Below are 17,982 nucleotides of genomic sequence, written 5' to 3'. Positions count from 1 at the left end.
AATTTTATAAAAAAATGGAAGAGGGGTTACTTTTTGTTAAAACCCGCTTCCGTCAGGTATTCCATCGCCAGAATTTGGTGCTGGACCCATGCCACTACCCGCATTTAGATGTTGAGGCTGGTCAAAGCCGCTGCCATCTGGAATGCAATCGCCGGAGTTGGGCGCAGGGCCAACACTGGCAGCTGCCATTCCGCAGACCATTCCACAGACAACTAAAAGGGAAAAGACAAGCACTACGATTTTTTTCATATTTTTACCTCCAACTTTCGTGTTTCAAGATTATTCCGCGTTTGATTTAAGGGACACTTTGAACTAACCGTTTCAAAATCCGAAACGCAGGGCTTCCACATGGCTGGAGGGGTTCAAAGCTCGTTTATGTATCATATGCAAAATTATGGTGGGCGGTTAAATGCTATTTCTCGTTACTCAAGTTACGGGAATAAGAATTAAATACGATAATTTGGTTACTTTGCGCTCGACAGGGGAACTGATAAGTGAAGAAATGGTTATCTCTTCTATTGACAAATTTGGTAGTTATTTTACTATTATGCGGCGTTGTTAGTGAAGTTTCTGCGGCAACATCATATGACATAACTTCCTTTCCTTTTAGTTTAGGCTCATCTACACTTGCTCCAAACGAGACGGGTATACGCTTTTCTGGTTATCTGTGGGTTCAAAAGGGCGGCTACACATATTACGTGCCAAGTGGGCTTACTGTAGAACTACAAATTAGCTCAAGCTCATCTGGTCCATGGACAACAGCGGCCACAACACAAACTCTAAACACCTACTACAGTTCCACTTTCACAGCTCCATCCACCACAGGAACCTACTATTACCGAGGACACTTCCCAACACAAACCGTCGGAAGCGAAACCTACAATGAAGCAGTATCCTCAACGTGGACAGTAACCGTAAGTTACCCAACAACCACCCAACTAGACTCGCTCCCTTCAATGCTTATTGCAAGTCAATCAGGTGTCCTTTATTCTGGTCAAGTTGTAGCGTCTCCCGTACCCAATGGCGCGACAGTCAAATTGCAGTATGCTACAGGTTATGATTGGTATGATTTTACTACCGCCACAATTGGTGAAGACGGCTACTTCAGTAAAACATCCAATGCTCCACCAGCAACTGGTACCGTAAAGGTTAGAGCATACTTTGCTGAGTACAAAACGGGTGGAGTTTGGAGAGCTTCTACTTCAGATGTCCAAACCCTTCAGATTGGTTACGGATATTTGACGTCAACAATTACCCCTGACAAATTTACCTCGGGAACAAACCTTCAATATACAATTAGAGTAACCAATTTAGCCACAAACCCCTCGGGGAGAAACATAGGTTACCTTGAAATAACGATACCGACCGGCTACACCGTAACCTCAGCCACAATCAATTCGTATTCAAAAACTTGGAATACCCCCGTCGTATCTGCCGGCATGATAAAAGCAGTTGCATCCAGCTCGTCTAATAGGATAACTCCTGGCGAATATCTCGATATCACGTTTACCCCAACCGTTTCCCCAACATCTGGAACAACTTTCACTTGGACAACAAATGCTTGGTATTACGCTTACGCTTTACCCTTCCTTCTATCTGGTTCCCAACCTCAAACAACCCTTGTCACGGCCACCGTTCAAAGCACCACCTCAACCGGAGTAATAAAGAACGAATTCAGCATAACTGACTCCATCTATGCATCAGGACAATACTTCTACGGCGCGGACAAAGTTGACATCTACATAGTAACCCACCAAGATACATGGTCATTAAACGATTTGCTTTTAGATCAAAGTGGCGGAAAAGAAACCGTGACCACCACTGGTGCTGGTGTATTGACGACAACAGCTATCTGGGCTAATCCTGCCCCGGGACTTTATGATATTGTTGTCGACGTAAACCAGAACGGCAAATACGACACTGGAGACGCAGTTGATAACCTTGATGTGACGGTTGACGGAAACTGCGGCTTTTTTGTTGTTCCAGAATACCAATTGGGTGCTCTGGTCGCCGTTGGGTCATGTTTTGCGGCGTTTTTGTTATTCAAAAAGCGTTCAGTTGACGTTAGCACACGATAGTATGGCGCTCGCAGAAACGGCACGTTTGACCCAGCTTTTTGGGGTTAACTCCCCTGCCAACTTTTTACTGAGTTCCTTTAAACTGGTGAGATATAGATTATTCTGAACACAATATCTGCTCTATGCCTGCAACTGTGCCACTCTACGCACATACGTTTCAACATCAAACTTCCGCTCCAACCCCCTACTGTTCATGTACCTGACAGCGCCAAAAATCGGTCTGCTCCCCCATGGGCGGTCATGTTTACCAAAACACCACGCCACCCCTGCATAACCGTTGGGGTCTCTTCCATCCAACTCGTACTTGTTATTCAGATACAGTGCCCTCTCAAAAGCTTCTTGGGGCGTTGGGCTCCACTCCAAGATTTTTTTGCCCCAATACATCCGCATATAACCATGCATCTTGCCCGTAACGCGCATTTCTTGTTGGGCAGCATTCCAGTAGGCGTCGTAGGTTTCTGCGTTTTCTAAAGCTTCTAAGTAATAGTAGGTATCTCGGCGGTCGGTTTGGTGCCGTGCAAGAGTGTCTTTTGCCCATTTTGGAATCCCCTCATATGTGTCGTAGTTTGGGTTGTAGGTTACGTAATTTATTGCCAGTTCTCGTCTTACAATGAGTTCTTCAAGGAAGGCTTCTTTGCAGCCTTCAGGAGCTGCCGAGGATTGGACAAGTCGAGCGATATGTAGCGGTGAGATTTGACCAAAATGTAGGTAGGGGCTGAGGTTGGAAACGTAGTCGCATGTGGGGTCCTTTTTGTAGAGTGGGTACTCGGGGAGTTTGTTTTTGAGGAAGTCGTCAAGGCGTTTGATGGCTTGGTTTGTGCCCCCCTGAAAATACCTTGATGCGTCAACTGACGAATCCACTTTGAGCTCGTCAAGGACGCCGTTAACATTGTCTAAGTGCAGTGAATCAAGCTTTAAGCCTGTCGAGTCAACTTTTGGCTTCTGGGGCGTTATCTCAGTGAGGTAGTTGTCTTTTTTCTTGAGAATTTTGGGTCTAAGCGTCGCAGCTGAATATTCTTCTTTGTCGCTGGCTTCTTTAACGGGGACAACCACATTATCCTCAACCTGAACCAACGCGCAGTCTATGTTTTGGGCAACAAATCTATACCCTGACCTGTTAATCTTGAGGTAGCCTCGGTCAACAACAACCACACAGGCATCTTTAGCCAACTCCACTGCTCCCACCTCGGGAGATTTAGCTTCAATAACCATTTTTATGCCCCTATCTTGCAAGGCTTTTTGGGCTTCGTTTAGGCCTTGGAGCATAAAATGGAAATGTCTTCGGTTGGCTTCGGGAAAATCTGTTTTGATGCCAAAGAAGACTGTAAGCGGTTTGTTTAGTTTGTTAGCTTCTTGGACGGCGTATTCGAGAGCTAAATTGTGTTGAATCCGCTGAGAAGACTGCATCCAGTATAGAACGTATTCTCGGTTTCGGATGCTCTTGTCGTTTAGTTGTTGGATTCTGTGGGATGCAATCAAATAATCATCTTACAATCTTTGTTGAAAGGAAAAAGAACACAAAAAATAGGTCTATTTAGGATTTATTAGGCTTTCTTTCTTCAGTTTTAACTGTTTTTTGAAATCCAGTCAACCATCGTGTCCAGTGCAAGTTGTATGTTCCCTACTTGGCAGTGGTTTTGTCCCTGTTCTGCTTCAGTGAAAATACGTTCGGTCACCGACTTTGCGTTCGTTAGCGCTTTCACTTGAAGATTATGCATTTTTAGTGGAATAAAATGGTCTTCAGCCCCAGTGAGGATGAGCACGTCCTGCCTCACCAAATCAGATTCGAGGTTTTCTTCGTTGAAATCCAATAGCACTTTGCTGGCTTCATAGGGGTTGTCTTTTTTTGTGATGTACATGAGATTTTTGGCGCCCCAGTTCTCTTGAGGCATCTTCTTCATCTTCAAATCCGCCAAGTAAGTCATCAGGCGAGGATAGTTGAAGAGCCAACGAGCAAAAGCTGCAACCGGCTTGGGTGGTATCTTCATGTAGTCGTAGGCGATGCTTGAGGCGATTACCCTTTTTATTCGGGGTTCAAATGCAGCCGCTCTAAAGCAGAGCCACCCGCCCATGGATATACCAAGCCAAGTGACATCATCAAGCTGGAAGTAGTCCAAGATTGCTTTAGCCGGCTTTTCCCACTGATAAATCAAAGGGAAACCGAACTCTTTCAAAGCTGCACCTTGGCCGGGACCCTCAAACATGACCACATCGTAGTTTAGGCCTGCAAAGTAAGACGCCATCGAATAGAACTCTTCAATGTAGGAATCAAATCCTCCATGAATCACTATGGTGCCTTTCTTTTCTGAGCCTTTCGATGGCACACGCAGTGCAGGCAGAAAAGAGCCTTCGTATGGTACACTGAACCGTTCAAGCGGTTCATCTTTGAAGACGACATTGTAGAAGATGTCTTTGAATTTGGAGTAGAGCACCTCTTTATCGGGGTCTGAGGAGGGTGTGAAGAATTCTGCTGCTCGGTAATAGAATGCGGCGTTGAGGGTTCTGTTTTCGGTGAGGGCTTTTTCTGCCTGTCGAACCATCTCAGGTTTCCAGTCGTTGAGGTTGCGAATTTTGCTTGCGGCGTCTTGCATGTCTTCTAGGCGGCTGTAACCAAACGAGTACCACCTATTGAGCTGAAAATCGATAATTTTCGTCCTGTGCAAATCATAGTAGCCTACTGGAAAAGTAAAAGTCATCATTGTAATTGCTCCTTTCTTTCAAGCCCATTTTTCAAAAAATCAATCAAGTGATTGATGTTCTCTTCGTAGTCGTCTGTTTTGGACATCTGGGTTATTTCTACAGCGTGGGTGAGAAAGTAGCCAATCATGTTGCTGACAAATTCTGGGGGCAAATCCTCCCTGAATTCGCCTCGCTGGTGTGAGGCGTCGATTAGGGGTTTGAGGGCGTCGTTGTTCATGAAGTTGTATTTTTTGAGTGCTTTTTGATAGATGGCGTTGCCTTTTTCTTTGATGAAGCGTTCAGAGAATTTTCCGATTTCAGGGTAGCGGTTGGCAAACTTGATGCTTACTTTCATTTGGTATTTGAGGATGGTGAAAATGTCTTTTTCCAGCATTGCCGGTTTAACGTTCTCGGTCAAGAAGGCTTTTTTCTTGTTTATGAGCACTTCAATGAGGCCAAAGTAGAGGTCTTCTTTGTTTTTGAAGTGGTAATAGAATGAGCCTTTGCTCATTTTTGCGGTTTTTAGGATGCCGCTTAGTGAGGCTTTGCTGTAGCCTTTTTTGTTGAATTCTTTTAGTGCGGCTTCTTGTAGTTCTTGTTTGTGTTCGAAGGGTTTTTCGAATCTGTCCATGGTGCACTCACCAATTAGGATATAGACTCATCGGTCTAGACTCTTCAGTCTATATCGGGCTGGCATAAATACCTATCCTGCACAACAACAAAAAACCTCATATTACCCCAATTTTGGATAGCCAAGTTTGGTTTGGTTCCAGAAATAGAGGTATAAATCCGTAACCCACCCCATAAAATTAGGGTCGCTCCCAAAAAAGCCTGAATGAACAATCTTGCCATCCACGGCTAAAAGCGAAAGGAAAGCTTCTTTATCAGTAATCACAACCAGCGCTGGAATAGAAGGCAAAACTCGACGCTCCACAGTTTTACCAAACACCCTGACCTGATTAGACCTCATATTTTCGTGGATTAACGACCTAAATTTGACTCCCTTCGAAACCTGCTCTATCATGACGTTACTGTGGGAAGTCATGGCTTGGTCAGTTAACACCCACACGAACTCTTCTGCTGTTTGCATCATTTTTTCGATGTTGTTTACGGTTTCAGCTATCTCCGAATATAATGTTCCGCCGTTTAGCTCGCCAAGTCTGCTGATGAATTGAGAAGGTAGCCGCCAGACATCATGCCTCAGGAAGTATTGTCTGTGCTTGGAGATGAACTCAAGCGTTGGAAAAAAATGCAGGAACAGTTTTCCATAACTTGTCAGCGTATATGAGCCGTCTGGCTGTTTCTCAATTATGAGTTCATCTAGTAACCGTTGAATCTGCCTTGACGCCTCAGTTGCGGTTATATCGTTTTTTCGGGCTATCTCGTTCATCCGCAGGTTTTCAACACTGATGGAGCGTAGTATGTCTAGTCTGCTTTTGCTGGATAAATTAAAAAACAGATTCTCTATCCCTTCGCCATCCAACATTATCACCGATGTTTACACGTATACACTGTTGTTTGTGATTTAGTATTTTCGTCAACTAACATTAATGGCTTTTTATTGCAACATGGATTCTTGGAGATAAATAAAATGCAAAAAAATGGCGAAAATTCCTTCTCGATTGAACTGAAATCGAAGGAATGCCTCAAAACAATAAACCTTGCCAACGGCACCTGCGAAAACGTGCTGGTTGAAGGCACAATCGGGCAATTGCTACACGCCGAATTCGTTGAAGGCGTAATGCTCGAAGTTGTCGGCAGCAAGGGAACTCTCCGCGTCGACTTATCGCCTGACCAAATAAGAAATCAAAACAGAACCGAGGTGAAAAAACAATGAATGTCCTAACAAAACTCGGAATCGCCATAACCGCCCTCTTCGCCTTTTCCACCGTCGTCTGCGGCTTTAGCATCTCTCAAGCGGCAACCATCGAACCAAGCAGCCTACAATTCCACGCTGGCTTTGCCATCATAACAATCCTTGCAAGCTTCGGAACAATGGCTCTGATGGCATATAAATCCAAGAAACCATAACCGGAGGCCAAAAAAATGAATAAAGTGTTAATTGCCTTCGCAACCAAATCCGGCGCAACAGAAGACACCGCTCAACTAATTGCAGACACCCTCCAAAACCAATATGCCCTCGACGTTGATCTGGTTGATTTACGTCGAAACGGGCATCCCGATTTCTCCGCTTACGGCAGTGTGGTTGTCGCCAGCGGCATAAGAATGGGGAAATGGTACAAAGAAGCATTGCAATTCCTAAAAAGCAACTTTGAAGACAAAAACGTGGCCCTTTTCGTGTCAGCCATGTATCAAGGCGAAAACCCGGAAACCTACCCTGCCGCAGTGGAACGTTACCTCGAAATGGTCGCAAAAGAATACCTTGCCGTTAAACCCGTTGCCATGGAGGTCTTTGGAGGACGAATGAAGTTCGCAGGTCGCGTAACAACTGATAACAGAGACAAAAGCCGAATTAGTGCTTGGGCGCAGGAGTTAGGCGGAATATTATCGCGCAAAAAACCAGTTTTGCAGTTCGCTCAAGGGGGGCACTAGAGTTCTCAGACAGGGTATACGCCGTCGCCCTCTTTGCAGGTTCGCTGGTGAGGAAAACAGGTATACCCTCGCTAAACGGCGAATTTCCTTCCCCATTTTGTTTCCCAAAAAACAGTTTAGGAGAGCATAAATTGGTTAACCTCACTTCAAAAGTCAAGGCGGTTTCTGATCTTCTAAAAACGGAGTTGCCCCTCGCCGCAGGAATATGCGTTGTAGCCGGCGAGATACTGGCCTTGGGGCATTTACCCTCAGTATCTATTGCGGTTTTGGGTTTCCTCACCGGCTTCTTTATTTCTGGTGCCGCGATGATTTCAAATGACTATTTCGACCTAAACGTCGACCGGATTAATCATCCCACGCGTCCTCTGCCCTCTGGGAGGATTACTATTTCTGAGCTAAAACTTTTGATGTTGGTATTCTCAGCCTCTGGCATCTTGGCAGCTGCCGCTTTAGGGTACCTGCAACTAATTCTTGCCTCTATACTCTGGGCTGTTGGTGTATTATATAACTGGAAACTCAAAGACGCTGGTCTGCCTGGGAACGCGATGGTGAGTTCCTCTGTTGCCATGACGTTTATTTTTGGCGGAGTAATCGCAGGTGAAGCTTTCAATGGCGTTGTCTGGCTTTTTGGCGCTTTGGCTTTCATGTTTGATTTTGGGGAGGAAATTGCGGGAGGCGCCATGGATCTTGAAGGTGACAAACAGCGGCACGCAAAAACCTTTGCAAGTATCCGAGGGAGGACTGCTGCGCTTCGGTTCTCTACGTGTTTGTTTGCTTCATTTATTGCGGTAACCTTGGTGCTCTGTTTTGTAGATTGGTTTGGGCTTGTCTATCTGTTGTTGATTTTCCCAACCGATTTGGTCGTAGGCTACTTAACTCTCAAGTTGTTACGCAGCCGCACGATAAAAGAGGGACGCACCAGAATTCGCCAGCTTTACCTTACTTTGGTGCTGTTCGTAATAGGGCTTATTGCAATGAGATTGTTTTGCTGAAACAATAAAGATACGAGCATTGATTGCGCTTTAGCTATTGTTTTACATTTTGTTTGAGATGAGGTCTTTGATTTTTAGTGCGGTTCGGTTTAAGAGGGCTTTTTTGTACAATCTTATAAATCTGTCACGTTTTACTTTGTTGGGTAGCTGTTCCATTTTTTCGGCTGGTGTGCCTTTTCTGGGTGAAAACTCATAGACCTCAACATAGTCAAAGATAACCTCATCAAGAAGGCGCATCGAATCGAGGAATTCTTCTTCAGTTTCAGTTGGAAATCCCGCAATTATTTGTGTTCTGATAATTATGTTCGGGTTTGTTTGCCGAATAGTGTTCACTATGTTTTTGTATTCTTCGATGGTGTATTTTCGGTTCATCAATTCTAGAATTCGGTTATTGCCTGATTCTGCAGCTAATTCGATGTAGGGGATTTTTCCAGTTTTAAATAGAGGGATAAATCGGTCCAGCATCCGATTCATGTCGTATGGATGTATGTTTCTGAGGCTAATCGTGTATTTGCCTTCAATGCTTGTAAGTTCGTTTAATAGGTTAACTAAGTCCGTGTCGATATCTACTCCGTAGGAGCCTAAGTCAGTTCCCAAAAAGCTGAATCGTTTGAAGCCTTTTTGTAGACCCTCTTTAAATTCGGAGACAATGGTCCCGATGGGTTTACTGCGGGTTTTTCCGCGGGATTTTCTTATTGCACAATAGGCGCAGTTGTTTTGGCATCCGGTAGATATTTTTATGTAAAATATTGTTGGGTCCTTGACTCGAACAAGATTAATTCTAGACCCCAGATAATCTTCCCATGATAAAACAACCTTTTTGGTTAATTGACTTACCTGTGAACCGCTGAAACGCTTGTGCTCTTTAGCGTTTTCCTTTTTGACTGGCCATTTAGATGAAATTGTGTTGGCTGAGACCATGTCGATTGTGTTTTTTGCATTTATTAATGAGGGAAGTTCAGGTAATTCTGAGCCGGGAGATATAAGACCTGTGCAGATATTTTCTTTTAGCAGTTCCATGTCGATTTTGGGAAGGCAACCCCAAATGATTAGTTGCTGTTCTGTTTTTTTTCCGTTTTCGATTTCTTTGATTATTCCAATGGAATGCTGTGCCGTTATGTCGGTTTGGCCGCATGTATTGAAAAGTATCAAATCCGCGTTTTGCCAATTAGGCGCGGGTTCCCAACCTTGCGTTACTAAATATTTTTGGACGCGAGCTGTGTCTATTCGGTTTTCTGGGCAACCGTTACTGGCAGCGTAAAATTTCCGCAGGGTGTGCTCTGGAGGATTAAGGTCGTTCATGGATTCAACTCGCTGAACATTTTTTAACTCTTTAGGCAAAGGCCCAACCGTAGGCTATCCGATGTAGTATTGTCAACAAGCATCCCCCTTCTCTACTGCCCTGTTAACAATTCCTTGGCATCCAATAGCTCTATTGACAACCGAGAGTTTGATTATTATACCTTGTGTCCATCTTGGACATATTTCAATATAACAACATAATCGATGCATGCTTGTTCGTATTAATTTAAAAACAGTTAACAATTTGTGTTCTATTTCAGCTTAGTGCTTGGTGGATTATTGGTTTGCTTGTAGCTTGTGCGTTTTGTTGTCTTTTTTTCGATCTTGGAAGCAATCAGATGTTTGCTCTTGGGGTTTTTAACATGGCACACATGTCTTTGGGTTGATCTTTGACTGCGAGTGTAAGCTGGGTGTTACGGTTTGCTTTTGGGAAAAGAACTAAATAGTCCCTGACGGCAATGAATAAGCTATGTACCGCCGAAAGAAAGGAACCCCAACAAAGGTCTACTTCGCAATCATTCTGGTAGTTGTTTTGATTGTGGCTTCTGCAGCCATCATATATGCCACTAGCACTAATACACCGAAAGCAGTGGTTGCTGGCGTTAGCGTTGGCGATTCATTCACATATCAATTGCGCGGCACTTCCATTTTGACAGGCGAAAACGCAACGCAACCCGCCGAGTTCGGGCAATATAACGCCACACAATACTACAAAGTCACCATAACCGATGTTCAGGGCACATTTGTGTCTCTTAGCACAGAATGGAAATTTCAAAACGGAACCTCGCTAACATCCCAAAACACAATTGACATATCAAACGGTAACCAAACCGACGAAAATGGCTTCTGGGCTATCTATGCCGGTGGCCTACAACAAAACGATAAACTACGCCCAACAGGAGCAGATGGCCTAATCGTAAACAGTACTGACACCAAAACATATGCAAACAGCAGCCGAGTGAGAAACTGTTTCACTGTTGAGAACTCGTTCTTTGACATCAACGACCCAACCCAAAGCACATGGCGCAATGACTACATTACCGCGTTCTTTGACCAAGAAACAGGCGTCCTTGACACCCTAACGAATGTACAGGGCTACAATAACCCCCAGATGACGCTAGTTGTCGTTTGGCAACTCAAAAACAGCACCGTTTGGGACGTTTAGTTTCCCCTTTTTAATTAACCGTTAAGTGGTTACTACCTCTATGAGGTAACCATAAAAATTTAATTTTTTAAATAAAAAATTCAGGCAAAACAATCCAAACAAGACGCGTTTGTTTATTTTTTTATGTCGGTTATGTATTTATAGCGTCCAATCCAAATTTTAGTGGTGTTTTTAATGGAAAAAAATGTTTCTGAATCAATGGAACGAACTGCTCAAACCATGGGTGACACAATTATTGCAGTGCTCGACAAACTCGCAGGTAAACAATCCGACCTCAAACTCAGCTTCGAAGACCTCACCCTCGACACAGGCGTCTTTAAAGCTCGCGTCAACGGTGCAGTCGTACTCGACATTGTTATGGCTAAAGAAGCAACTTAAAACTTCCATTTTAGGCGAGGTAGCGTGCAGTTAACTACTTTGCTAGTTGAGTCTCTCAAATCAGGCAAAGTAATCATTAGCCAAAATAATGTTGAAGCCGTGGAAGTCATTGTCCAGGACAAAAAAATCGATGTCAATGCCAAAGACAAACAGTTCATAAAAGAAATCGTTTCCAGCGCCCGCAAAGGCTCCACACAGAAAGGTCTAACGGAGAGTCTCCACCGCGGTATCGATGGGTTACGGGAAGTGCAAAAAGATATGCCGTGGATTAGAGAGATAGTTGAGGATTTCTGCCGCGAAGGCATAACCATAACGGTTTCTTACAAAGGCGACCGCGTCGTCACCATGGGCGCAGAAGCCAACTCAAAGCTAACACGGCTAATCACAGGCACCAAAGGCATAGAAATAAACAGCCCCAGAAAACTAGCCGAAATGGGGCTTTAAGGGCACACTCGAACAGGGCTGTGCACTTGCTGTTTTTTACTGTTTTTGTTTAGCTTTAATGTAGGCTAATTTTCCGCCTGCCTTGACCATTTCCTTCTCTAAGCCGCTAAGATTGACCTTGACTTTTATTTCGGTGCCTTTGGTTAAGTTTTTAACCACCAGCGTCTCCGTCAAGCCGTCTACTGCAATCTCAAGCACATCGCCTTGCTCAATTTTTGCGTAGTCGGATTTGTCGGCGAAGGTAAGGGGGACGATTCCGAAGTTGGTGAGGTTTGCGAGGTGGATGCGTGCGAAGGATTTGGCGAGGATTGCTTTTACACCGAGATATTTGGGTGCCATGGCTGCGTGTTCGCGACTGCTGCCTTGGCCATAGTTTTCTCCGCCTACGATGAAGCCGCCGCACTTCTCAAGTGCCCTTGAGGCGAAGGTTTTGTCGATGTGGACAAAGGTGTATTTGCTGATTTCGGGGATGTTGCTGCGTAGCGACATGATTTCGGAGCCGCCGGGGATGATGTCGTCGGTGGTGATGTTGTCGCCTGTCTTTATGAGCACCTCACCTGAGAGCTTCTCTGGCAGGGGCGGGAAGGTTGGGAGTGGCTTGATGTTGGGGCCCATGACTACTTTGTGGGTTGCGCAGAAGCTGGGCTGAATAAACATGGCGTCGCTTAGCAAGAATTTTTTGGGCATGCTGATTTGGGGGAAGCTGCCGAGTTTGCGTGGGTCGGTGATTTTGCCGTTTAGGGCGGCTGCGACGGCGGTTTCGGGGCTGACGAGGTAGACTTTGGCGTCTTGGGTGCCGCTGCGTCCTTTAAAGTTGCGGTTAAAGGTGCGTAATGAGACGGCGGCGGTGGGTGGGGCTTGTCCGATGCCGATGCAGGGTCCACAGGCGTTCTCTAGGATTCTTGCGCCTGAAAGTATGAAGGGTTCAAGTTCGCCTGCGACTGCGAGGTTCTCCATGACTTGACGTGAACCTGCCGAGACGGTGAGACTGGTGTTTTCATGCACTTTTTTGTCTTTAAGCAGGGCGGAGACGATTTTGAGGTCCCGCAGGGAACTGTTGGTGCAGCTGCCGATGCAGACTTGATCCACAGGGGTGCCTTCGAGTTCGCGGACGGGTTTGACGTTGTCGGGGCTGTGGGGCAACGCGATGAGGGGCTCAAGTGTGGAGAGGTCGATTTCGAGGGTTTCATCGTAGACTGCGCCTTCGTCAGCTAATAGTTCTACCCACATTACTTCTCGTCCCTGCGCGGCGAGGAATGCTTTGGTGACGTTGTCGGAGGGGAAAATCGAGGTGGTTGCGCCGGTTTCTGCGCCCATGTTGGTTATGGTCCCCCGTTCAGGCACGCTAAGAGTTTCTACTCCGGGTCCGTAGTATTCGAGAATTTTGTTGACGCCGCCTTTCACGGTTAGGCGTCTTAGGACTTCGAGGATTACGTCTTTGGCTGAGACGAAGGGTTGGAGTTTGCCGACGAGTTTGATGCCGACGATTTTGGGCATTTCGAGATAGAAGGGTTCTCCTGCCATGGCTGCGGCGACGTCGAGGCCTCCTGCGCCGATGGCTATTACACCTGCGCCGCCTGCGGTTGGGGTGTGGCTGTCGCTTCCCAGTAGCGTATAGCCTGGGCGGGCGAAGCGTTCTAAGAAGAGTTGGTGGCATATTCCGTTGCCGGGGCGGCTAAAGATTATGCCGTATTTGGCGGCGGCGTCTTGGAGGTAGCGGTGGTCGTCGGCGTTGCGGAAGTCGTTTTGGAGCATGTTGTGGTCGACGAAGCTGAGGCTTAGTTGGGTTTTGACTTTTGGGACGCCCATGGCTTCGAATTCGAGGTAGGCCAGGGTGCCTGTGGAGTCTTGGGTGAGGGTGTGGTCGATTTTTAGCGCGATTTCTTCTCCGGCTTGCATTTTGCCTTCGACTATGTGTTTGCTGATGACTTTTTGGGCAACAGTTAACTTCATGCTTCTTCAACCTCAAATAAACGTGATTGTTTTTAGGCAAACTTGGCAGCAGAGAAATTTTAACTTTCGCATGCGCCTTTGCGGTTTAGGAGGCGTTTGAGGGAAAAAATGAAATAGCTAGCCGCTAACAGTACAAGCGAGGATTTGACGTGTCGTTTAAGCAGCGTATGCAGCATGTATCTCAGAGCAAAAACTCCAAAATCGTCTTAGCCCTAGACTTCCCCTTCGAACCCGTTCCCAACAAAAACAGCCTCTTTGATAGGGCTCGAGGGGTTTTGGAGGCAGTTCACCCCTACGTCTGCGCCGTAAAATTCAACCACCATCTCACTTTGCCTTTGGGGACGTTTGATGGAGTAGCGGAGTTGGTGAAGCTTGTCCATGAAAAAGGCATGCTCGCCATAATGGACGCCAAAGTAAACGACATCGGCAACACCAACCAAATCATCGCGCGGTACTACTATGCTGCAGGCTTTGACGCTCTCATCGCTAATCCGTTTGTGGGTTGGGAAGAAGGCTTAAAACCCATTTTTGAAGTCTCCCAAGAACTTCAACGCGGCGTAATCCTGTTAACCTACATGAGTCACAAAGGTGCCGTGGAGGGTTATGGGCAAACCATTGTGGAGGCTGAGACGGGCAATCAGATGCCGCAGTATGTGTCTTTTGCAAAGAAGGCTTTGAAATGGGGTGCTGACGGTGTGGTGGTGGGGGCTACGGTGCCTAAGAAAATCGCCGAAGTCAAGCAGATTTTGGGCGGCAACGTCGCGATTTATTCGCCTGGTGTCGGTGCACAGGGCGGCGGGGCAGAAACAGCCATCAAAGCAGGCTCTGACTACTTGATTGTTGGACGAGAAATAGTGAATGCAGCTGATCCTGCTCGGGCAGCGCGTATGCTTTGTGAGTCAATAAAGGGGATTTAGGCGCGGTTATCTTCCGCGTTTGTTTTCCCAGAGTTCTTTTTTGAGCAGGTCTCGAACTGCGCTTCGGATGACGCTGCTTCGGCTGGGGTACATGTTTGCTCGGACGAGTTCATCTAAACCTTCCAGATACGCCTCTGGCAATAAGACTGTTACAAGTTTCATTTTTTGTTTCTCTCCCTTAAACTATGTTAGCCATATGTTATGTGGCACATATAAGAGTTGGCGTGTCTCGCACGAAATCATCAATCCATGCCGCTCTTTCGTTTGAGTCTATGAAGCGGCCAACCTGACCGAGAAATCCGAGGGTAGTCATAATTTTCGTAATTGGTTAAGCGTCCCTAGGTATGTGCCGTCTAATAGGTAAAGCTCCGAATTATCCACATCTACCGCTTCGGAACGCAGCACGGGTCCGATGAGGGCTTCGGCGCCGCTTTCTTTTCTGGGACGCGTCTCGTTTATGGGTCTGCCACCCAAAAAATCGTTGAAGCTGGGCATAATAAAGAGCTCCTGCGCCCGTAATTTGACGCCATAATGCTTCTGTAGTGTCTCCCCAACTGAACCTTCAACCTTAACGCCCTGCTTGGTGAGCAAAACCTTTCCCAACGCCTCAGTGTCAATGGTTGCTCGCATCCAAACCTGCCGCGTCAACTTAAACCCTGCAGGGTCAAGGAAAACCACCACAGGATGCAGATGCCCCATAACCAAGGTTTTGCAGCCTAAAAGCGCAGGCGAAGGCCACTTATGCCCATGAAACACCCCCACATCACCAATCACTGCCCCCGTAGCGGGGAGGAGTTCCACGTTTTCTGGGAGAAGCGGTTCAAGGTTAGCGTCATGGTTGCCCCGCACCACCGAAATGCCTTTGACGTGGGTTTGGAGTTGATGGAAGAATTCGGGGATATCCCGCCACTCCGCATGTTCACTAGATACCACCGTGTACTTGACATCGCCAAGGATGGTTAGTTTGTCGGGTTTGTATTCTTCTAGGATTGCGGTTAGTTTGGTTTGGAGTTTCTGGGTTTGGCTGGGGACGTGTATGCCTTTTTCTTGGAGTTCGAGTTCCCAGCCGAGGTGTGGGTCAGAGATAAGAAGGGTTTTGGTTTGGGGGGTTTTTGCCATGGCGGCTGGGTTGGGTAGCAGCAGACTAAACATTTGGTTTGACCAGACCCAATAGTGCTTTATGGATTTCCATGTTGGCGGATGCGATGAAGTCAAGGGTCTGCTTGGGGTCTAAGGGAACATTTATGGGCTGATTCTTTGGGTCAGACACTATTCCGCCTGCCTCTTTAAGGATTAGAAAGCCTGCGGCGACATCAGTGGTGCGTATTTTGCCCCTAAAATCCACAAACCCATCCGTTGAACCATCCGCAACGTAGCAGACCTCCAACGCATTAGCGCCAAAATGCCTAGTATGCCTAGTGTTCTCAATTATAGCTGCAAAAGTGGGGATGTTGGGTTTAGTTTTGTAAGTGTTGACATCTAAGCCTACTACGGCGTCATCAAGTGACACAATTTTGGATGTATGAATGGGCGTGCCGTTGCGGTAGGCGCCTGCTCCACGGATTGCCGTGTAGGTTTGATTATGGATAAAGTCTGCAACCATAGCGGCATGCACCTCGGCAAGCATGGGTTTGTCCGAGATTGCGATGGATGCGGCGTAGAAAGGTAACCCGTGCATGAGGTTGGTGGTTCCGTCGATGGGGTCAGTCGTCACATAGCACGATTCTGCTTTGGCGCCATAGGCTTGGATGCCAGATTCCTCACTCACCAACGTAAATGAGATCCCCCAGCGCTGGAGTGTGTCAACAATGGCGCCTTCTGCCGCTAAATCTGCGGGTTTGGTTCGGTCTCCGCCTGCGCCCACACCCAAATCTGGCAAAGGCGACTTTAGCGAGCAAAGGCAGGGTTTAACTGCCTCCCAAATGTTAACTTTCAATTCAGCGAAAATCTGTTGCCAATTAACCTGCGCTGACATAGCTTAAACCTTCAACTCAATATTTGCGTACAACCTCATAAACACAACCTCAGATGTAAAAAATCCGTTAGCCCCCGTATTTGGCTGCCCCAATAAATTCATCGCGGCGCAGAACACTAAGAGGGGTAGGTCGGTATTGGCTGAAAACCTATCCAATAATATGTTGAAAATCAGTTGAAATCCTGTCTCGTTATACCTCAAAAAGGGAGGGTGAGTCCTCTGTCAGCAAATCAGAACGGTTTTAGAGTTTGAATCGTAGGAAGGCTGCTATGCCGCCAAACGCGTTTTTGAGCATCTGCCCTTCTTCGGTTTCGGTTGAAATGACTTCGATGTCGGTGTTTGTTAGTTGTGAGAGTTCGGCGAGGTCGTCCACGAGGTCTTTTTTATCCACAACTGTGAGCGAGGGAGCTTGACAACCGCCGCAGGGTTTGCCGACTAGACCCTGCTCAAACGCGGCAAGGTCTTTACCTTTGACTGTATGTTGCTCCTCATAGTTGCAGGCGCTACATTTCACGATGACACGCACCAAATCTACCTCTTCAGAGAGCAGCACCAGCCGCACGGCGCCACTATTCATTAACCGACGCACCTCGGCTTCACCATAAGTAATAAGCCCACTGTCGTGACCGACTTCGTAGAGGAATTTCTGCATGATTTCTTTCTCTTCAATGTAGCGGACTTTTTTCATGATATCAGGCGCTTTATCCACCACTTCCTTCACGCCCTGCTCCTCCACATATGCGGTGTCCACGACGTCAAGGATTTTGTTTTGCAACTGATAATTGAGGTAATTACCCTTCTGGAAATCATACTTCGTGGGACCCGGACCGCCAAGGATGATGCCCTTGAGGTTGTCGATTGGCAAAAACACTTCATCTGCATGATGCGCCACACGACCGTAATACTCGTTTAGTTGCATGTCGCGAAGACGCTCATACCGACGCGCTGACTGGCCACCCGCACGGGTCTTGCCCGTAACACCTGAATGCATCTGCATTATAATGTTGAGGTGTTTGCCTTGCAACGTGGCGATGGTGGCGTTATTGGCATCCACCAGCAAAATTCCATAAGCCTCCTTCTCACGCAACATCTCCTGCAGATGCTCCGTGTGAAAACGGCTATCACATCGATAAAGGAAAATCCGAATAGGCTCCGGTGGCACAATCACATAGGACTCCATGCGTTCTGTGCCCGGTCCACCGCCCTCTTGAGGCAATGCGCCGGTGAAGATAACTATGCCCTTTTCTCCGGGGTCTTTGAAGAGTTTGAGTTTCTGCTGTGCCTTCACAATGGCGTCAAGCACGTTTTTGCGGGTCACGTTAGATTTGATGTTACTGGCGGTGCCGTACTCGTTGCGGAGCAGGTTGAGGGCATCGCTGATTTGCTTGTCGGGCGGCACATAGATGGTGATGAGTTCGGTGTGGCTGCCTTCTTTGCGGGCTAGGGCATCGATTGTTTTTCTTAGCCTAAACAGCTCCAAAGACGACTTTTTTTCTGTACTCAAACTTTCTTCACTAACTGGTTAATCCGCATAACTTACGCTAAC

Annotated in this window: 20 protein-coding genes; 9 read left to right on the top strand and 11 right to left on the bottom strand. The window is 46.7% G+C overall.

Features of this window, described 5'->3' with window-relative positions; translation table 11 throughout:
* Window positions 1-36: 36 nt before the first annotated feature.
* Window positions 37-249: a hypothetical protein gene (locus tag NWE92_10130; GenBank protein MCW4029987.1), complete on the bottom strand. Its 213-nt coding sequence runs from the start codon at window positions 247-249 to the stop codon at window positions 37-39.
* A 245-nt stretch (window positions 250-494) separates the two neighbouring features.
* Here NWE92_10130 and NWE92_10125 point away from each other — a divergent pair, with 245 nt between their 5' ends.
* Window positions 495-2,078 carry a hypothetical protein gene (locus NWE92_10125; protein MCW4029986.1) on the top strand — a complete coding sequence of 528 codons (1,584 nt, stop codon included), beginning with the start codon at window positions 495-497 and terminating at the stop codon, window positions 2,076-2,078.
* 120 nt (window positions 2,079-2,198) lie between these two features.
* Here NWE92_10125 and NWE92_10120 read toward each other — a convergent pair whose 3' ends face one another.
* The 4 genes from NWE92_10120 to NWE92_10105 form a co-directional block, all read right to left on the bottom strand.
* Window positions 2,199-3,557 carry a deoxyribodipyrimidine photo-lyase gene (locus tag NWE92_10120; protein MCW4029985.1) on the bottom strand — a complete coding sequence of 453 codons (1,359 nt, stop codon included), beginning with the start codon at window positions 3,555-3,557 and terminating at the stop codon, window positions 2,199-2,201.
* A gap of 86 nt (window positions 3,558-3,643) precedes the next feature.
* On the bottom strand, window positions 3,644-4,777 hold the full coding sequence (locus NWE92_10115; protein ID MCW4029984.1) for an alpha/beta hydrolase: 1,134 nt from the start codon (window positions 4,775-4,777) through the stop codon (window positions 3,644-3,646).
* The gene (locus tag NWE92_10110; protein ID MCW4029983.1) at window positions 4,774-5,388 is read right to left on the bottom strand and encodes a TetR/AcrR family transcriptional regulator; all 615 of its coding nucleotides are present in this window, start codon (window positions 5,386-5,388) and stop codon (window positions 4,774-4,776) included. The genes NWE92_10115 and NWE92_10110 overlap by 4 nt, the downstream gene beginning before the upstream one ends.
* Window positions 5,389-5,490: 102 nt before the next feature.
* Window positions 5,491-6,249, bottom strand: coding sequence for a hypothetical protein (locus NWE92_10105; protein MCW4029982.1), 759 nt, complete (start codon window positions 6,247-6,249; stop codon window positions 5,491-5,493).
* Window positions 6,250-6,348: 99 nt separating this feature from the next.
* Between NWE92_10105 and NWE92_10100 the strand changes: the two genes are divergently transcribed.
* From NWE92_10100 to NWE92_10085, 4 genes are all read left to right on the top strand, one after another.
* Window positions 6,349-6,594, top strand: coding sequence for a hypothetical protein (locus NWE92_10100; protein MCW4029981.1), 246 nt, complete (start codon window positions 6,349-6,351; stop codon window positions 6,592-6,594).
* A complete protein-coding gene (locus NWE92_10095) occupies window positions 6,591-6,788 on the top strand; it encodes a hypothetical protein (GenBank protein ID MCW4029980.1) in 198 nt (65 codons plus the stop codon). The genes NWE92_10100 and NWE92_10095 overlap by 4 nt, the downstream gene beginning before the upstream one ends.
* A gap of 15 nt (window positions 6,789-6,803) precedes the next feature.
* Window positions 6,804-7,310 (top strand): hypothetical protein, encoded by a 507-nt coding sequence (locus tag NWE92_10090; GenBank protein MCW4029979.1) that lies wholly within the window; start codon window positions 6,804-6,806, stop codon window positions 7,308-7,310.
* A gap of 131 nt (window positions 7,311-7,441) precedes the next feature.
* Window positions 7,442-8,302, top strand: a complete 861-nt coding sequence (locus NWE92_10085; GenBank protein ID MCW4029978.1) for a UbiA family prenyltransferase — start codon at window positions 7,442-7,444, stop codon at window positions 8,300-8,302.
* 42 nt (window positions 8,303-8,344) lie between these two features.
* Here the strand turns inward: NWE92_10085 and NWE92_10080 are convergent, their stop codons facing one another.
* Entirely contained in the window at window positions 8,345-9,604 is a 1,260-nt protein-coding gene (locus NWE92_10080; protein ID MCW4029977.1) for a radical SAM protein, read from the bottom strand.
* A 469-nt stretch (window positions 9,605-10,073) separates the two neighbouring features.
* Here NWE92_10080 and NWE92_10075 point away from each other — a divergent pair, with 469 nt between their 5' ends.
* From NWE92_10075 to NWE92_10065, 3 genes are all read left to right on the top strand, one after another.
* Window positions 10,074-10,769, top strand: coding sequence for a hypothetical protein (locus NWE92_10075; GenBank protein ID MCW4029976.1), 696 nt, complete (start codon window positions 10,074-10,076; stop codon window positions 10,767-10,769).
* A gap of 174 nt (window positions 10,770-10,943) precedes the next feature.
* A complete protein-coding gene (locus tag NWE92_10070) occupies window positions 10,944-11,147 on the top strand; it encodes a hypothetical protein (protein MCW4029975.1) in 204 nt (67 codons plus the stop codon).
* Window positions 11,148-11,171: 24 nt separating this feature from the next.
* Window positions 11,172-11,591, top strand: a complete 420-nt coding sequence (locus tag NWE92_10065) for a hypothetical protein (GenBank protein ID MCW4029974.1) — start codon at window positions 11,172-11,174, stop codon at window positions 11,589-11,591.
* 36 nt (window positions 11,592-11,627) lie between these two features.
* Here the strand turns inward: NWE92_10065 and NWE92_10060 are convergent, their stop codons facing one another.
* Window positions 11,628-13,544, bottom strand: a complete 1,917-nt coding sequence (locus NWE92_10060) for an aconitate hydratase (protein ID MCW4029973.1) — start codon at window positions 13,542-13,544, stop codon at window positions 11,628-11,630.
* A 149-nt stretch (window positions 13,545-13,693) separates the two neighbouring features.
* On the opposite strand from NWE92_10060, the gene pyrF reads away from it, so the two are divergent.
* On the top strand, window positions 13,694-14,461 hold the full coding sequence (gene pyrF, locus NWE92_10055; GenBank protein MCW4029972.1) for an orotidine-5'-phosphate decarboxylase: 768 nt from the start codon (window positions 13,694-13,696) through the stop codon (window positions 14,459-14,461).
* Between the two features lie 6 nt (window positions 14,462-14,467).
* Here pyrF and NWE92_10050 read toward each other — a convergent pair whose 3' ends face one another.
* From NWE92_10050 to prf1, 4 genes are all read right to left on the bottom strand, one after another.
* The gene (locus NWE92_10050; protein MCW4029971.1) at window positions 14,468-14,623 is read right to left on the bottom strand and encodes a ribbon-helix-helix domain-containing protein; all 156 of its coding nucleotides are present in this window, start codon (window positions 14,621-14,623) and stop codon (window positions 14,468-14,470) included.
* Between the two features lie 147 nt (window positions 14,624-14,770).
* Window positions 14,771-15,613 (bottom strand): metallophosphoesterase, encoded by an 843-nt coding sequence (locus tag NWE92_10045; GenBank protein MCW4029970.1) that lies wholly within the window; start codon window positions 15,611-15,613, stop codon window positions 14,771-14,773.
* Complete coding sequence (locus tag NWE92_10040) at window positions 15,606-16,436, bottom strand: D-fructose 1,6-bisphosphatase (GenBank protein ID MCW4029969.1); 831 nt, start codon at window positions 16,434-16,436, stop codon at window positions 15,606-15,608. The genes NWE92_10045 and NWE92_10040 overlap by 8 nt, the downstream gene beginning before the upstream one ends.
* 241 nt (window positions 16,437-16,677) lie before the next feature.
* A complete protein-coding gene (gene prf1 / locus NWE92_10035; protein ID MCW4029968.1) occupies window positions 16,678-17,940 on the bottom strand; it encodes a peptide chain release factor aRF-1 in 1,263 nt (420 codons plus the stop codon).
* Window positions 17,941-17,982 lie beyond the last annotated feature (42 nt).

This window comes from Candidatus Bathyarchaeota archaeon, assembly GCA_026014745.1.
GTDB lineage: Archaea > Thermoproteota > Bathyarchaeia > Bathyarchaeales > Bathycorpusculaceae > Bathycorpusculum.
The sequence above is the reverse complement of the archived record's forward strand: the minus strand, read 5'-3'. Positions and strand labels throughout refer to the sequence as shown.

Bases quoted from the DNA above. Each gene is read 5' to 3' on its own strand.
- NWE92_10130 (MCW4029987.1), bottom strand. From the start codon at position 249: ATGAAAAAAATCGTAGTGCTTGTCTTTTCCCTTTTAGTTGTCTGTGGA.
- NWE92_10115 (MCW4029984.1), bottom strand. From the start codon at position 4,777: ATGATGACTTTTACTTTTCCAGTAGGCTACTATGATTTGCACAGGACG.
- NWE92_10110 (MCW4029983.1), bottom strand. From the start codon at position 5,388: ATGGACAGATTCGAAAAACCCTTCGAACACAAACAAGAACTACAAGAA.
- NWE92_10100 (MCW4029981.1), top strand. From the start codon at position 6,349: ATGCAAAAAAATGGCGAAAATTCCTTCTCGATTGAACTGAAATCGAAG.
- NWE92_10095 (MCW4029980.1), top strand. From the start codon at position 6,591: ATGAATGTCCTAACAAAACTCGGAATCGCCATAACCGCCCTCTTCGCC.
- NWE92_10090 (MCW4029979.1), top strand. From the start codon at position 6,804: ATGAATAAAGTGTTAATTGCCTTCGCAACCAAATCCGGCGCAACAGAA.
- NWE92_10080 (MCW4029977.1), bottom strand. From the start codon at position 9,604: ATGAACGACCTTAATCCTCCAGAGCACACCCTGCGGAAATTTTACGCT.
- NWE92_10075 (MCW4029976.1), top strand. From the start codon at position 10,074: ATGTACCGCCGAAAGAAAGGAACCCCAACAAAGGTCTACTTCGCAATC.
- NWE92_10070 (MCW4029975.1), top strand. From the start codon at position 10,944: ATGGAAAAAAATGTTTCTGAATCAATGGAACGAACTGCTCAAACCATG.
- NWE92_10060 (MCW4029973.1), bottom strand. From the start codon at position 13,544: ATGAAGTTAACTGTTGCCCAAAAAGTCATCAGCAAACACATAGTCGAA.
- NWE92_10050 (MCW4029971.1), bottom strand. From the start codon at position 14,623: ATGAAACTTGTAACAGTCTTATTGCCAGAGGCGTATCTGGAAGGTTTA.
- NWE92_10045 (MCW4029970.1), bottom strand. From the start codon at position 15,613: ATGTTTAGTCTGCTGCTACCCAACCCAGCCGCCATGGCAAAAACCCCC.
- NWE92_10040 (MCW4029969.1), bottom strand. From the start codon at position 16,436: ATGTCAGCGCAGGTTAATTGGCAACAGATTTTCGCTGAATTGAAAGTT.